The organism is Pseudonocardia petroleophila, from assembly GCF_014235185.1.
GTDB lineage: Bacteria > Actinomycetota > Actinomycetes > Mycobacteriales > Pseudonocardiaceae > Pseudonocardia > Pseudonocardia petroleophila.
In genome coordinates this window covers 5643516-5657726 of the sequence record NZ_CP060131.1, presented here as the reverse complement: position 1 = coordinate 5657726, position 14211 = coordinate 5643516, and the positions used below count along the sequence as shown (strand labels likewise).

At 75.3% G+C, this 14211-nt stretch carries 14 protein-coding genes; 7 read left to right on the top strand and 7 right to left on the bottom strand.

Annotation, left to right across the window (positions count from 1 at the left end):
• Positions 1–18 precede the first annotated feature (18 nt).
• Complete coding sequence (locus H6H00_RS27835; RefSeq protein ID WP_185718614.1) at positions 19–3096, bottom strand: AfsR/SARP family transcriptional regulator; 3078 nt, start codon at positions 3094–3096, stop codon at positions 19–21.
• Positions 3097–3342: 246 nt separating this feature from the next.
• Between H6H00_RS27835 and H6H00_RS27830 the strand changes: the two genes are divergently transcribed.
• The 6 genes from H6H00_RS27830 (at position 3343) to H6H00_RS27805 (ending at position 8502) form a co-directional block, all read left to right on the top strand.
• The gene (locus H6H00_RS27830) at positions 3343–3681 is read left to right on the top strand and encodes a hydroxyisourate hydrolase (protein ID WP_185718613.1); all 339 of its coding nucleotides are present in this window, start codon (positions 3343–3345) and stop codon (positions 3679–3681) included.
• 162 nt (positions 3682–3843) lie between these two features.
• The gene (purU, locus tag H6H00_RS27825; protein WP_185722823.1) at positions 3844–4704 is read left to right on the top strand and encodes a formyltetrahydrofolate deformylase; all 861 of its coding nucleotides are present in this window, start codon (positions 3844–3846) and stop codon (positions 4702–4704) included.
• 59 nt (positions 4705–4763) lie between these two features.
• Positions 4764–5303 (top strand): GyrI-like domain-containing protein, encoded by a 540-nt coding sequence (locus H6H00_RS27820; protein WP_185718612.1) that lies wholly within the window; start codon positions 4764–4766, stop codon positions 5301–5303.
• The gene (locus H6H00_RS27815) at positions 5291–6064 is read left to right on the top strand and encodes a MerR family transcriptional regulator (RefSeq protein WP_185718611.1); all 774 of its coding nucleotides are present in this window, start codon (positions 5291–5293) and stop codon (positions 6062–6064) included. The genes H6H00_RS27820 and H6H00_RS27815 overlap by 13 nt, the downstream gene beginning before the upstream one ends.
• A 79-nt stretch (positions 6065–6143) precedes the next feature.
• Positions 6144–7223: an LLM class flavin-dependent oxidoreductase gene (locus H6H00_RS27810; RefSeq protein ID WP_185718610.1), complete on the top strand. Its 1080-nt coding sequence runs from the start codon at positions 6144–6146 to the stop codon at positions 7221–7223.
• A gap of 1 nt (position 7224) precedes the next feature.
• A complete protein-coding gene (locus H6H00_RS27805) occupies positions 7225–8502 on the top strand; it encodes an LLM class flavin-dependent oxidoreductase (RefSeq protein ID WP_185718609.1) in 1278 nt (425 codons plus the stop codon).
• Here H6H00_RS27805 and H6H00_RS27800 read toward each other — a convergent pair.
• From H6H00_RS27800 to H6H00_RS27780, 5 genes are all read right to left on the bottom strand, one after another.
• Complete coding sequence (locus H6H00_RS27800; protein ID WP_185718608.1) at positions 8499–9107, bottom strand: response regulator transcription factor; 609 nt, start codon at positions 9105–9107, stop codon at positions 8499–8501. The two genes, H6H00_RS27805 and H6H00_RS27800, sit on opposite strands and share 4 nt — an antisense overlap.
• The gene (locus H6H00_RS27795; RefSeq protein ID WP_185718607.1) at positions 9104–10153 is read right to left on the bottom strand and encodes a sensor histidine kinase; all 1050 of its coding nucleotides are present in this window, start codon (positions 10151–10153) and stop codon (positions 9104–9106) included. Before H6H00_RS27795 ends, H6H00_RS27800 begins: the two co-directional genes overlap by 4 nt.
• Complete coding sequence (locus H6H00_RS27790; RefSeq protein ID WP_255425403.1) at positions 10150–10890, bottom strand: ABC transporter permease; 741 nt, start codon at positions 10888–10890, stop codon at positions 10150–10152. Before H6H00_RS27790 ends, H6H00_RS27795 begins: the two co-directional genes overlap by 4 nt.
• Positions 10887–11789 carry an ABC transporter ATP-binding protein gene (locus H6H00_RS27785; RefSeq protein ID WP_185718606.1) on the bottom strand — a complete coding sequence of 301 codons (903 nt, stop codon included), beginning with the start codon at positions 11787–11789 and terminating at the stop codon, positions 10887–10889. The genes H6H00_RS27790 and H6H00_RS27785 overlap by 4 nt, the downstream gene beginning before the upstream one ends.
• Positions 11790–11857: 68 nt before the next feature.
• Entirely contained in the window at positions 11858–12031 is a 174-nt protein-coding gene (locus H6H00_RS27780) for a hypothetical protein (protein ID WP_185718605.1), read from the bottom strand.
• 71 nt (positions 12032–12102) lie between these two features.
• Between H6H00_RS27780 and H6H00_RS27775 the strand changes: the two genes are divergently transcribed.
• Complete coding sequence (locus H6H00_RS27775; RefSeq protein ID WP_185718604.1) at positions 12103–13056, top strand: GlxA family transcriptional regulator; 954 nt, start codon at positions 12103–12105, stop codon at positions 13054–13056.
• 5 nt (positions 13057–13061) lie between these two features.
• Here H6H00_RS27775 and H6H00_RS27770 read toward each other — a convergent pair whose 3' ends face one another.
• Positions 13062–14147, bottom strand: a complete 1086-nt coding sequence (locus H6H00_RS27770) for a DICT sensory domain-containing protein (RefSeq protein WP_185718603.1) — start codon at positions 14145–14147, stop codon at positions 13062–13064.
• Positions 14148–14211 lie beyond the last annotated feature (64 nt).

Below are 14211 nucleotides of genomic sequence, written 5' to 3'. Positions count from 1 at the left end.
ACGGAGAGTGATCGCGCGTCAGCGCGCCGCGGGACCGCCGAGCCGTCGTTCGAGGTCCAGCGCCAACCGGCCGGTGAAGGCCGGGGCGGTGCTCCGTAGATGATCCAGGGCCGCGGTCCACTGCTGCACCGCGCTCTCGTGCCGACCGTCGGCGACGTCGGCGTCGCCGAGCGCCGTCAGGCAGGCCGCCGTCAGGACGGGCAGATCGATGCCCCCGGAGGCGTCCAGCGCCTCCTCGGCCCGTTCCCGGGCCCCCGCCACGTCACCGCCGGCCAGTGCGACGGAGCTCAGGGCCAGCAGGGCCCGCACGCGGATCCGCAGCTCGGCCAGCTCACCGGCCATCCGCTCGGCCTCGACCAGCGCCGTCCGGGCCGCCGCGGGCTCGTCGCGGGCGATGTGGGCCAGGCCCAGCCCCAGCAGTCCGTAGGCCTCGGCCGTGCGGTCGCCGACGTCTCCGGCGAACGCCAGCACCGCGGCGAACGACTCGCGGGCCAGGTCGCCGTCGCCCTGCTGCAGCTGGATCTCCCCGAGCCGGTGCATCACCTGCGCACCGACCCGGCGGTTGGGGATCGTGCGGCAGATCTCCGCCGCCGCCTGCAACCGGGCCTGCGCGTCCTCCTCGCAACCGATGTCCAGGTCGACCTGGGCGAGGTTGCTCAGGACGTACGCCTCACCCGCGCGGTCACCGGTGGCGCGGAAGATCTCCAGGGCCTGCTCGTTGCGGGCCCTGGCCCGGGAGTACCGGGCCGTGACGCGGTCGACGAAGGCCTGGTTGCGCACGACCATGGCCCGGCCCTCGTCGTTGCCGAGCGCGGTGAAGGCCGTCAGAGCGTCGTCCAGGCACACCTCGGCCTCGGCGAAGCGCTGCTCGAACATGTGCAGCGACCCCAGCGAGTACGTCATCACCGCCTCGCCGAGCCGGTCCTGGTCGCGGCGGGCCGCGGCCAGCCCGAGGTCGTGCGTGGCCCGCCAGTCGTCGAACAGGGCGTGCGCCTCGAACAGCACGACCGAGCTGATCGCGAGGTCCCAGCACAGCGAACCGAGGCCGGCCGCCGACGCCTGGGCCACCGCGGCCACGAGCGCCTGCCGCTCGCGCGCCAGCCACAGCAGCGGCTGCGCCATCAGCGAGGTGCGGAGCCGGTCGTCGAGCGGGTGGCGCCGCGCGTCGCCGTGCACGATGAGGAAGTCGCCGCCGTACTCGCGGCGGTGGGCCTCCTCGGCGAGCCCGAGCATCGCCCCGAGGTAGCGGGCCACGGCCGCGGCGCGCTCCGGCGCCGGGTCCTCGGCCACCGCGCGCTCCCGCGCGAACAGCCGGACCAGGTCGTGCAGGTGGTAGCGGGTGCCGCCGACGTCGCCGTCGGGGTCGATCTCGATGTCGACCAGGTGCAGCTCGACGAGCTCGTCGAGCTGGTCCTCCGCGGTGCGGTGGTCGACGTCGAGCAGCGCCGCGCAGGCCCAGGCCCCGACGTGCGGGGCGTCGACCATCGCGAGCAGCCGCAGCAGGCGGCACGCCTGCGGACCGAGCGCCTCGTAGGTGAGCAGCAGGCTCGCGCGCACCGCCATGTCGCCGTGGCGGAGCTCGTCGAGCTGGATCGTCTCGTCGGACAGACGCTCCACCATCGTGCGCAGCGACCAGTGCGGGCGGGCGGCCAGCCGGGCCGCGGCGATCCGGACGGCGAGCGGGAGGTGCCCGCAGAGCCGGACGAGCTCGACCGCCGCGGCGCGGTCGTCGGCGATGCGCGTGCCGCCGATGACCCGGTCCAGCAGGGTGACCGCGCTCTCGGTCGTGAACGACTCGAGCTCGACCCGCTCCGCCCCCGGCAGGGCGGTGAGCCGCCTGCGGCTGGTGAGCAGCACGGCGCTGCCCCGGTCGGGCGGCAGCAGCGGGAGCACCTGCGCCTCCTGGCCGACGTCGTCGAGCACGATCACGACGGAGCGGCCGGACAGCCGGCTGCGGTAGAGCTCCGCGCGCTCGTCGAGGTCGTCGGGGATGGTCCCGCCGGGCACGCCCAGCGCACGCAGGAACCGGGCGATCACCTCGGCGGGCGCGACCGGCCGGGACGCGCCGTGCAGGCTCGCGTAGAGCTGGCCGTCGGGGAAGCGGTCGGCGAGCCGGTGCGCGATGTGCAGCGCGAGCGCGGACTTGCCGATCCCGCCCTGACCGGTGAGGACGACGACCGCGGGGGCGCTCGTCGTCTCCGAGTCCCGGGTCGCGGCCAGCGTGGCCAGCACCTCGGCGATGGCCCGCGTCCGCCCGGTGAAGTCGGCGACCTCGGCCGGCAGCATCCGGGGCGCCGTGCCCGCCTGCGGCGGGGGCGGCTCCGACCGCCGCCCGGCGCCCCCGACGACGAGGGAGTCGTCCTCGCGCAGGATCGCCTGCTCGAGGCGCCGCAGCGGCTCGGCGGGCTCGATGCCCAGCTCCTCGATCGACAGGGCCCGCGCGCGGCGGAACTCGCGCAGCGCGTCGGCCTGGCGGCCGGCCCCGTAGAGGGCGAGCATCAGCTGCCCGCGCAGCTCCTCGCGCAGCGGGTACCGGTCGATCTCCTTCGTCAGGACGGCGACGAGGTCGCGGTGGTTGCCCATCCGGAGCTGGACGTCGGCGAGCTCCTCCACGACCCGGGCGCGCTCCTCCTCCAGGTGCGTGGCGGCGTCCCGGACGGCGAGGCTGTCGATGCCGGGCAGCGCGGTGCCCCGCCAGCGGGCCAGGGCCGAGCGGAACAGCTCCGCGGCGTCGTCGAGCCGGTCGTGCTGCACGTGGTCGCGGGCCAGTGCCACCTCGGTCGTGAAGGTCTGCCGGTCGAACGCGGCGGACCCGGTGCGCAGCAGGTACCCGGGACGGCGGGTCGTGATGACCTCCGACCGGGTGTCGGACCGGAGGCGCTGGCGCAGGCTGGACACGCAGATCTGGATCTGGCTGCGCGCCGTGGCGGGCGGGGAGTCCGGCCACACCGCGTCGACGAGCCGGTCGACCGACACCACGTGCGGCGATTCGAGGAGCAGCACCGCCAGGACGATCTGCTGCCGTGGGCCACCCAGGTCGACCGTCTCACCGTCGGTCCGGCGCACCTCGAGCGGGCCGAGGACACGAAACTCCACGCACTGCCTCCCGAAGCCCGGATCCCGATTCAACCATCGGGCGCCCGCCATCACCTCATCGAGAGGGCAAGTTCATCTGATCTTGGCCTGCGGTGGACCGAGCGCGACGCACCGGCCCGCGGGTTCCCCCCGAACGGCCCAACGGAGGCGGCCGGGTGTCCGGATAGCCGACGGATAGCCGACGGATCGCCCTCCCCGGCACCCTCCGGGTCCGGGATGAGCCCGGGACACGGGGAAGGAGGACGGGTGCCCCTGACAGTGGAGGTCGTGGACCTCACCCACGGTCGGCCGGCCAGCGACGTCCGGGTCGGGCTGGAGTGCTCCGACGGCTCGGTCTGGACGGCCGTCGCCGCCGCGACGACCGACGAGTCGGGCCGGATCGACGACTGGGGCGGGGCCGACGGCCACGACCGCGACCTGCGCCTGGTCATCGACGCCCGCCGGTACTTCGCGGCGCAGGGGCTGCTGTCGTCGCAGGCGGACATCACGATCGCCGTCGGTCCGACCTCGCCGTGGCTCGTCCGCCACGTCCCGGTCCTGCTCGCCCCCTTCGGTTACAGCACCTACACGGGACTGTCGTCCTGACCTGCCCGAACCTGTGAGGAGAGGCGTCGAGATGTACGAGGAACACGCGTTGGACGGGGCGCAGGCGCGTCCGGTCCCGTCCGCCACCGCGCGGCGCTGCGGGTGGCCGGGCCGGGGGAGTCGCCGGGGGGCCGCGTCGCCCCGGTCGACGAGCGCCGCCTCGTGCTGACCCTGGGCTGCCGCGACGAGGTCGGCGTCGTCGCCCGGATCGCCGGGGCGATCGGGGAGATGGGGGGCTGGATCGCGGAGGCCGCGTACCACTCCGACCCGGAGACCGGCTGGTTCTTCACGCGGCAGGTCGTGCGCGCGTCGTCGCTGCCGTTCGGGGCCGCGGAGCTGCGCAGGCGGTTCGCCCCGGTCGCCCGGCAGATCGGCGCCGACGCGGGCTGGACCGTCACCGACTCGGCGGACCGCAAGAGCGTGGTCCTGCTGGTCAGCCGGGAGACGCACTGCCTGCACGACCTCCTGGGCCGGTTCTCCAGCGGTGAGCTGCCGGTCCGCCTGGCCGCGGTCATCGGCAACCACGCCTCGCTCGGGCCGGTCGCGCGGGCGCACGGCGCGGAGTTCCACCACGTCGCCTTCCCGGCGGCAGGCGGACCCCGGCAGGACAAGGACCGCGCGTTCGCGGAGCTGCGGGCACTGGTGGCCGACCACGACCCGGACGCGATCGTGCTGGCCCGGTTCATGCAGATCATCCCGCCGGAGCTGTGCGCGGAGTGGGAGGGCCGGGCGATCAACATCCACCACAGCTTCCTGCCGTCGTTCATCGGCGCCCTGCCCTACCACCAGGCGCACGCGCGGGGCGTCAAGCTGATCGGGGCGACGTGCCACTACGTCACCGAGCACCTCGACGCCGGCCCGATCATCGAGCAGGACGTGATCCGGGTCGACCACTCCGACACCGCGCCGGAGATGGTCCGCCGCGGCCGCGACATCGAGCGGCTCGTGCTCGCCCGCGGGCTGCGCTGGCACCTGGAGGACCGGGTGCTGGTGCACGGCAACCGGACGGTCGTGTTCCGGTGACCCCGGCGCGGACGGTGACGGTTGACCCTCCCCGTGCGGGAGACACCACAGTCATCACCATGGACACGACACCGACGCTCCCCACGGTCTCGGCGAGCGACCTCACCCTCACCACCGTCCGCGCCCGCTCCCTGCTCGTCGTCGACGGCCGCGGCGGCGCCGACGGCCTGCCCTTCGCCGCCGCCGTGCGGGCCCTGTTCCGGGCCAGGGCCGCGCTCGGCGCCCCGATGGGGGTGCCGCTGGAGGGCACCTACGCCCAGGACGGCGACCCGCTGCGCTTCGACCTCGACGAGCCCGCCGGCTGGCACTGGACCCTCGCCGTCCCGGCCCCGGAGGGAGTCACCCCCGACGCGCTCGCGGCCGTCGACCACGTGGCGCCGGTCGTGCTGCGGGACCGGCCGGAGCAGCGCGTCGCGCAGCTGCTGCACTCCGGGGCCCACGAGGACGAGAAGCCGTCGCTGGCGGCGCTCTACGGGTTCGTCGCCGGCCGGGGCCTGCGCCCGGCCGGGGCGCACACCGAGGTGTACCTCACCGACCCGGGCGTGACCGAGCCGTCGCGCAACCGCACGATCCTCCGGGTGCCGGTGTGGACGGCCTGATGCCGATCGGGGCGTTCGCGCGCCTGGCCCGGCTGACGGTCAAGGCCGTGCGGCACTACGACGCGGAGGGGCTGCTCGCCCCGGCGCACGTCGACCCGCACTCGGCCTACCGCTACTACCGGGCCGACCAGGTCCGCACGGCCACCACGATCGCGGTGCTGCGGGGCATGGACGTGCCGCTGCCCGTCGTCCGCGAGGTGCTCGCCGCCCCGGACACCGACGCGGTGAGCAGCGTGCTCGCCCGGGAGCGGGAGAAGCTGCGCGAGGAGCTGGCCCGGCGCGAGGAGGTGCTGCGCAACCTCGACGGGCTGCTGCGCCGCCCCGAGCGCGTCCAGTACGACGTGGCGATCACCGAGCGGGACGCCCAGGGTGTCACGGGGGTGTCGGGCGTCGTGCGGGCCGCGTCGATCGACGACGACACCGGCGCCCTGTGGCGCGAGGCCTGCGCGCTGACGACGTCGCGGACGCCGTTGGTGGCGGTGTTCCCGCTGGACCTCGCCGACGAGTTCGAGACGCTGGTCGGCCTGCCCGGCCCCGCGTCCGAGGGCGCCCACGCGGTGCTGCCGGCGGGGCCGTGGGCGACGACGCTGCACGTCGGGCCGTACCCGGAGCTGCCGATGGCCTACACCGCGCTGCTCGAGCACGTCCGCGAACGCGGCCACGTCCCGCTCGGCCCGGTCACCGAGACCTACCTGGCCGGCCCGGACGCGGTGGAGGCCGAGGACCTGGTGACGCGCCTGGCGGTGGCCCTCACCCCGTGACCCCGTCGCCCGTGCCGGGAATGCGCCCCGGGCGGGCCCGGTTGCCCGGAGGACAGCACCCGGCGGCGAGGGAGAGCGCATGCGGACGGCACATCTGGCGGTGGAGGTGTCCGGCTTCGGACGGCACCCCGAGGCGTGGCGGCAGGCGGGGGTGCCCCGCGAGGCGCTGCTCACCCCGGCCCACCACATCGCCACGGCCCAGCTCGCCGCCCAGTCCGGGGCCGACTTCCTCGCCCTCCCGGACTCGTTCGGCCCGGGTTCCGGGCTCGACGCCGTCGCGATCGCGGCCCGGGTCGCGCCGGTCGTGCCGGGGATCGGTCTCGTGCCGACGGTGACCACCACGCACACCGAGCCGTTCCACACCTCGAAGGCGATCGCCACGCTCGACCTCGTGTCCTCCGGCCGCGCCGGCTGGGAGCCCGCGGTGTCGCGGACGGCGCAGGAGGCGGCGCAGTTCGGCCGCAAGCCGGCCGCGGAGCCCGCCGAGCTGTGGCGCGAGGCCGCCGAGACGATCGAGGTCGTCGTGGCGCTGTGGGACTCCTGGGAGGACGGCGCGGTCATCCGCGACGTCGCGACCGGCCGCTACGTCGACCGCGAGAAGCTGCACTACGTCGACTTCACCGGGGAGTTCTTCTCCGTCAAGGGCCCGTCGATCACGCCCCGCAGCCCGCAGGCGCACCCGCTGACCGTGCTGCGCGAGGAGCCCGACTCCCTCGCCGTCGCCGCCCGCTGGGCCGACGTCGTGCGGATCGAGGCCCCCGACCCGGCCGCCGCGCACGCCGCCCGCGAGCGGATCCGCGCCGCGGTCGCCGACGCCGGGCGCGACCCCGACACCGTCGCGGTCCTGCTCGACGTCGAGATCCTGCTGGCCGCCGACCCGAACGCCGCCCGCCGCGAGCTCGACGAGCTCGGCGAGCTGGCGCCCCGGACGCTGCGGGTCGTCGGAGGCCCCGACGCGCTGGTCGAGGTGATCGCCGAGCAGGCCGTCGACGGCGTCACCGCGATCCCGCTGACGCTGCCCGGCGGCCTGCGGGTGCTCGCCGACGAGGTCGCGCCGCGGCTGCTCGCCGCGGGCCTGCGCACCCCGGCCGACCCCGCCGCCACCCTGCGGGAGCGCTTCGGGCTGCCCCGCCCCGCCAACGCCTTCACCGGAGTCTGACGTGCCGAAGAAGCAGATCCACCTGGCCGCGCACTTCCCGGGCGTCAACAACACCACGGTGTGGAGCGACCCGGAGTCCGGCAGCCAGACCGACTTCGCGTCCTTCGTCGCGTTCGCCCAGAACGCCGAGCGCGGGCTGTTCGACTTCCTGTTCCTCGCCGAGGGCCTGCGCCTGCGCGAGCACCAGGGCCGCATCCACGACCTCGACGTCGTCGGCCGTCCGGACACCTTCACCGTGCTCAACGCGATCGCCGCCGTCACCACCCACCTCGGGCTGGGCGGCACGATCAACACGACGTTCAACGAGCCGTGGGAGCTGGCCAAGCAGTTCGCCTCGCTCGACCACCTCTCGGGTGGGCGCGCGGCCTGGAACCTCGTCACGAGCTCGGACGCGTTCACCGGGGAGAACTTCCGCCGCGGCGGGTTCCTCGATCCGGCGCAGCGCTACGACCGCGCCCAGCAGATGCTCGACGCCGCGCGCGAGCTGTGGCTCGCCGACGGCCGCCCGGTCGACCACCACAGCGACCAGTTCGACGTGGTCGGCACCTTCCCGATCCCGCCGACGCCGCAGGGCCACCCGGTGCTGATCCAGTCGGGCGACTCCGACCAGGGCCGCGAGTTCGGGGCGAAGACCGCCGACGCGATCTTCTCCCGGCACGGCAGCGTCGAGGCGGGCCAGGAGTTCTACCGCGACCTCAAGGGCCGCATGGCGAAGTACGGCCGCGAGCAGAGCGAGATCACGATCCTGCCCGCCACCACGTTCGCACTGGGCGACACCCCGGAGGAGGCGGCGGAGAACGGGCACCGGATCCGGACCGCGCAGGTCAGCCCGCAGACCGCGATCGCGTTCCTGGAACAGGTCTGGGGCCGCGACCTGTCGGCCTACGACCCGGACGGCCCGCTGCCCGACATCGACCCCGACCCCGGCGCGCAGATCACCCGCGGCCGCGTGCGCCACGAGAAGGACCCCCTCGCCGTCGCGCAGCGCTGGCGCGAGCTCGCCGAGGCCAAGGGCGGGCTCTCGATCCGCGAGCTGATCATCGAGACGACCGCGCGCCAGTCGTTCGTCGGCACGCCGAAGGAGGTGGCCCGGCAGATGGACGACTACGTCCAGGCGGACGCCTCCGACGGCTTCATCCTCGTCCCGCACCTGACGCCCGGCGGGCTCGACGAGTTCGTCGAGAAGGTGGTGCCGGAGCTGCAGGACCTCGGCAGCTACCGCACCGGGTACACCGGGCCGACGCTGCGCGACCACCTCGGCCTGCGCGAGCCCGCCTAGAGCCAGCCGCGGTCGCGCGCCACCCGGGCCGCCTCGATGCGGTTGCGCACGCCGAGCTTGGTGATCGCCGTGGACAGGTAGTTGCGGACGGTGCCCTCGGCGAGGAACAGGGTGGCCGCGATCTCGCCGTTGGGCAGGCCGTCCGCGGCCAGGCGCAGGACGTCGCGCTCGCGGTCGGTCATCGGGTCGGCGGTGTCCCACGCCGCGACGGCCAGCGCCGGGTCGATCACGCGCTCGCCCGCGTGCACGCGGCGGATGGTGTCGACGAGCCGGTCGATCGGGGCGTCCTTGAGGACGTAGCCCGCGACCCCGGCGTCCATCGCGCGGCGCAGGTAGCCCGACCGCGCGAACGTCGTGACGATCACCAGCCGGGTGCGGCCGCCCTGCAGCGCCGCCGCGACCTCCAGCCCGGTCGCCCCGGGCATCTCCACGTCGGTGACCAGCACGTCCGGGTCGTGCGCGCGGACCGCGGCGAGCGCCTCGGTGCCGTCGACGGCCGTGGCGACGACCTCCAGGTCGGCCTCCAGCGACAGCAGCCGCGCGAACGCCCCGAGCACCATCGCCTGGTCCTCGGCGAGCACCAGCCGGATCGGCGGGCGGGTCATCGGGCGACCACCGCGGGCAGCGCGACGACCAGCGCCGTGCCGTCGCGGGCCAGCCGCTGCACCGACCCGCCCAGTGCCGCGATCCGCTCCCGCATCCCGCTGAGCCCGTTGCCGTCCCGCGCCGCGCCGCCGACCCCGTCGTCGGCGACCTCCAGCTCCACCCGCCCGTCGACGCCGCGCAGCGCGACCGTGCAGCGCCGCGCGTGCGCGTGCCGCACGACGTTGGTGACGGCCTCGCGCAGGGCCAGGGCCAGCGCGCTCTCCGCCGACGGGACGAGCACGAGGTCGTCGTCGCGGAGGACGACGAGCTCCACGCCCGCGGCGGCGAGGGCGTCGCGGGCGACGGTGATCTCGTCGTCGACCGACACCTGGCGCCAGCCCGACACCGTGGCCCGCACCTCGCCGAGCGCGTCGCGGGCCATCGTCTCGACCACGGCCATCTCCGCGGCGGCGTCGGGGCCGGGGAGGCGCTGCGCGAGCTGGGCGCGCACGACGATGCCGGTCAGGGTCTGCCCGAGCAGGTCGTGCAGGTCACGGGAGATCCGTTCCCGCTCCGAGAGCGTGGCCAGGTGCTCGATGCGGGCGTTGTCGACGCGCAGCTCGGCCGTCGCGCGCCGCTGGTCGGCCTCCTCCATCGTGCCCAGCCCGACGATCCACAGCGACACCAGCGGCGGCGCGATGCTGAGGAACAGGTACGGCGCCGGGGCGCTCGACACCAGCGCGGACGCCCCGACGAGCGCGGTGAGCCCGCCCAGCCAGAGCGTGGCCGAGCGGCGGGGGAGCAGCGTGCCCGCGTGGGCCGCGGCGTAGACAAAGAACACCGTGCCGCCCACGTTGACGGGCACGACGAGGACGCCGAGCGCCGCGACGAGGGCCGGGGCCCAGTGTCCGGGCGGCGAGGCGTACAGGACGAACGCGACGTACAGCAGCGCCGACCCGACCGCGACGACCCACGAGAACGCCCCCGCGGCGGGGTCGAACGCCGGCTGCAGGAACAGGTACCCCAGGAAGAGCAGGTACCACAGCGACCCCCATCCCCGCTTCACACGCGCAGGTTACGGTAGGCGACCCCGGCGACCAGCGCGCCGAGGACGGTGGTGGCCAGCACCGCGAGCAGGTGCCCGAGCGCCGGGGCCCCGGTGATCTGGGCCATCGCGAGCTGCGCGAGGTGGTAGGTCGGCAGGAACGGCGCGATCGCCTGGATGAACCCCGGCATGAGGCCGAGCGGGATCCACAGCCCCGACGCGAGCACCATCGGGAACAGGACCGCGTTGAGGATCGCCGCGGCCGCGTTCGACGAGGCCACGAACCCGACGGCCATCCCGAACAGGGCGAACGGCAGCCCGCCCAGTACCAGCGCCGCGACCAGGCGCAGCCAGGTCACCGGGTCGATCACGGTGCCGGTGATCAGCACGGACGCCGCGGTCATCGCCACCAGCACGCCGAGGGCGTAGGGCAGGGCGGCGAGCAGGCGGGCGGCGAGGCTGACGCCGATCGGCGTCGCGGAGACCATCTTGACGCGCAGCCAGCCGCGGGTGCGGTCCTCCGCGACGCCGATCCCCGGGTTGAGCAGCATCACCGACACCACGCCGAACGCGCCGTAGGTGGCCAGCGAGGTGGCGGCGAAGGACAGGCCGTTCTCCTGCTGCTGCCCGCCGAAGATCGTGGTGAACAGGGCGTAGAAGCCGACGGGCATGAGGACGGAGAAGAACAGGGCGGTCGGCTCGCGCAGGATCGCGCGCAGCCCCTCCCCGGTCTCGGACCGCAGGACGGCGACGCTCACGCCGGCACCTCCGCCAGGTCCTCGCCGGTCAGGGCGACCAGGGCCTGCTCCAGTCCCGCGCCATCGACGCGCAGGTCGGACAGGCCGCGGTCGAGCGCCAGCCACTCGCGCAGCAGGTCCTCGGGGGCGGCGGTGCCGACGTGGACGCGGTCGCCGTCGCGGCGGACCGTGCGCACCCCGGGCAGCGCCCGCAGCGCCGGGTCGTCGAGGGAGGTGCGGGCGGTGACGGTGCGGTCCGGGAGCCGCGACGTCAGGCCGTCGGGGGTGTCGGCGGCGACGACCCGCCCGCGGTGCAGCACCACCACGCGGTCGGCGAACGCGGCGGCCTCCTCCACGATGTGCGTGGTCAGCACCATGCCGACGCCCGCGTCGCGGCGCCCGGCGAGGATCTTCCAGAACGCGCGCCGCGCGGAGACGTCGAGTCCGACGGTGGGCTCGTCGAGCAGCAGCAGCGCCGGGTCGCCCACCAGCGCCATCGCCAGCCCGACGCGCTGGCGCTGCCCGCCGGAGAGCTTCGGGGCGCGCCGCGGCGCCAGGTCGGCGATCCCGATCTCGGCGAGCACGGGGGCCGCGGCGCCCGCCGGGCGACCGGCCCGCACCGCCGCACCGCGCACCAGTTCGCCGACGGTCTCGGTGCTCGGGAAGCCCATCGTCTGCTGCACGACCCCGAGGCTGCGCCGGGTGGCCGCGCGCCGGGGGTCGCCCCCGCACACCGCGACGCGCCCCCGCTGCCGGGCGAGCAGCCCGGTCGTGAGCCCGATCAGGGTGGTCTTGCCCGCGCCGTTGGGGCCGAGGAGGGCGACGCACTCCCCGGCCCGGACGGCCAGGTCGACCCCGTCCAGTGCGACGTGCGCGCCGTAGCGGTGGCCCACGCCGTCGATCTCCAGAACATCGGTCATGGACGTACTGTCCCGCGCCCGGCCGCGGCGCGGCAGTGGGCCGGGTCAGCCCCGGGGACTGACAGACGTCACAGGTGGACGTCGGCCCGCGAGCGGGACAGGGCCCGCAGCTCGGCGAGCTGGCGCTCCCGGTCGTAGGAGTCCGGGGCGACGGACGACCCCGGGAGGGGCAGGGAGGGCCGGGCCGCGGAGAGCCAGACGGCGAGGCCGACGAGGACGATGACGACGAGTGCGGTGGTCATGGCAGTAAGTCTCCGCTCGGCAAGATGCCGCCACCAGTGGCAGAGGAGACGATGAGGAATAAGATCCTGCCATGCTCCGTTCCGTCGCCGCGCTCGTGCTGCCGTCCGTGTCGATGTTCGAGTTCGCCACGCTCTGCGAGGTGTTCGGCGTCGACCGCACGGCCGAGGGCCTGCCCCCGATCGACCTGCGGGTCTGCGGGCCCGTCGCGGGCCGGCCGCTGCGCACGGGGGTCGGGGCGTCGCTGACCCCCGACCACGGCCTGGAGGGGCTGGCCGGAGCCGACCTCGTGGCGATCGCGGCCACCCACGAGCGCGAGTTCGCCCCGGACGTCCTCGACGCCGTGCGCGCCGCCGCCGGGGCCGGCGCGACGGTCCTCAGCGTCTGCTCGGGGTCGTTCGTGCTGGGCGCGGCCGGCCTGCTCGACGGTCGCCGGTGCACCACGCACTGGCTGCACGTCGACGAGCTCCGGGAGCGCTTCCCGCGCGCGATCGTCGACCCCGACGTCCTCTACGTCGACGACGGCGACGTGATCACCAGCGCCGGCACGGCGGCCGGGATCGACGCCTGCCTGCACGTCGTGCGCCGGGAGCTGGGCAGCGCGGTGGTCAACACCATCGCGCGCCGGATGGTGGTGGCGCCGCAGCGCGACGGCGGGCAGCGCCAGTTCGTCGAGCAGCCGATCCCGGAGTGCACCGCCGACGGCCTCGCGCCGGTGCTGGACTGGGTGCTCGAGCACCTCGACGACGAGCACTCGGTGTCGGACCTGGCCCGGCGCGCCCGGATGTCGGACCGCAGCTTCGCCCGCCGCTTCGTCGCCGAGACCGGCACCACCCCGCACCGCTGGCTCACCCTGCAGCGCGTGCTGCTCGCGCAGCGGCTGCTGGAGGACACCACCCTCGGCGTCGACGACGTGGCGGCCCGCTGCGGGTTCGGCACCGGTGCGCTGCTGCGCCACCACTTCCGCAGGGTCGTCGGCGTCGCGCCGGTGGACTACCGCCGCACGTTCCGGGGCGTCCCGGCCTGAGCCCGCTACACGAGCAGGCTCACCCGCCGCCCGCCCTCGACCTGGGCGACGAGGCGGTCGACGGGCAGCGGGCGCTCGCGCGTGACCGTGGCGGCGGCCGTGGCGGGCAGGGCGACGAACGGGTACTGCTGGTCCAGGCCCGACACCCGGGTGCACACCTGGTCGCACAGGCCGAGGACGTCCTCCTCGCGCCAGGACGGCAGCACCAGCAGGAAGTCCTCCCGGCCCAGCCGCACCACGCGGTCGGTCGGGGTGAGCAGCTCCTGGACGCCGCCGGCGATGCCCGTGAGCGCGGCCAGCTCGGCCCGCAGGCCGTACTTCGCGCGCAGCGCCGCCACGCCCGGCACCCGCAGCAGCACCAGTCCGACGGGGAGCCCGGCGCCGAGCCCCGCGGTCCAGCGGGCCAGGAACCTCTCGGTGTGCAGGCCGGTGCGGGGGTCGCGCTCGGCGACGTCGTCGTGGTGGCCGACGGCCGAGTCGAGCCGGTTCTGCAGGCCCGCGCGCTCGCGGACCCCGGCGTCGACGCGGTCGGCCAGGAAGCGCAGCGGCACGTTCCAGCGGTCCTGGTGGCGCGGCTCCGGCGCGGCGAGCACGGCGTGCAGCACCTCGTCGACGGCCTCGACGGTCTCGGCGGGCAGGGTCAGCCGCGCCCGCAGCCGCAGCACCTCGCGATAGGCGTCGGCCCGGACGAAGGACCAGTACCCGCGGAACCGGCGCCCCTCCTCCAGCGTGTGGGCGCCCGCGTCGACCCGCTCCTGGTCGATCGCGACGAGCGTCGCCCCGCCGTTCGGGCTGAGCACCGTGACGCTCCACTCGCGGGCCAGCTCCTCGTCCTCGGCGAGCAGGACGTGGCGGACGCCGGGCGGCAGCGCGGGCGGGAAGTCCTCGACGAGCCCGACGAGGGTGACCGAGCTGCGCGCGGCGATCTCGGTGTAGACGTCGGTCTCGCGCCGGAAGTAGGACAGGCGCTGGAACATCGCGATGACGACGAGCGGGGCACCCGGTTCGGCGGCCAGCGCGAACCGCTCGATGGCGTGCGAGAGCTCGACGAGCACCCGCTTGCTCAGGACCGTTCCGTCGGGGAGCGCCATGACGCCGGAGGGTAGCCCCACGATTACCGGTGCTCGTTCGGCCGAACGGTTGGACTCGACCGTT

Excerpts from the sequence above, each read along its gene's own strand:
- H6H00_RS27820 (WP_185718612.1), top strand. The coding sequence starts at position 4,764 with ATGGACACGACACCGACGCTCCCCACGGTCTCGGCGAGCGACCTCACC.
- H6H00_RS27810 (WP_185718610.1), top strand. The coding sequence starts at position 6,144 with ATGCGGACGGCACATCTGGCGGTGGAGGTGTCCGGCTTCGGACGGCAC.
- H6H00_RS27800 (WP_185718608.1), bottom strand. The coding sequence starts at position 9,107 with ATGACCCGCCCGCCGATCCGGCTGGTGCTCGCCGAGGACCAGGCGATG.
- H6H00_RS27785 (WP_185718606.1), bottom strand. The coding sequence starts at position 11,789 with ATGACCGATGTTCTGGAGATCGACGGCGTGGGCCACCGCTACGGCGCG.
- H6H00_RS27780 (WP_185718605.1), bottom strand. The coding sequence starts at position 12,031 with ATGACCACCGCACTCGTCGTCATCGTCCTCGTCGGCCTCGCCGTCTGG.
- H6H00_RS27775 (WP_185718604.1), top strand. The coding sequence starts at position 12,103 with ATGCTCCGTTCCGTCGCCGCGCTCGTGCTGCCGTCCGTGTCGATGTTC.
- H6H00_RS27770 (WP_185718603.1), bottom strand. The coding sequence starts at position 14,147 with ATGGCGCTCCCCGACGGAACGGTCCTGAGCAAGCGGGTGCTCGTCGAG.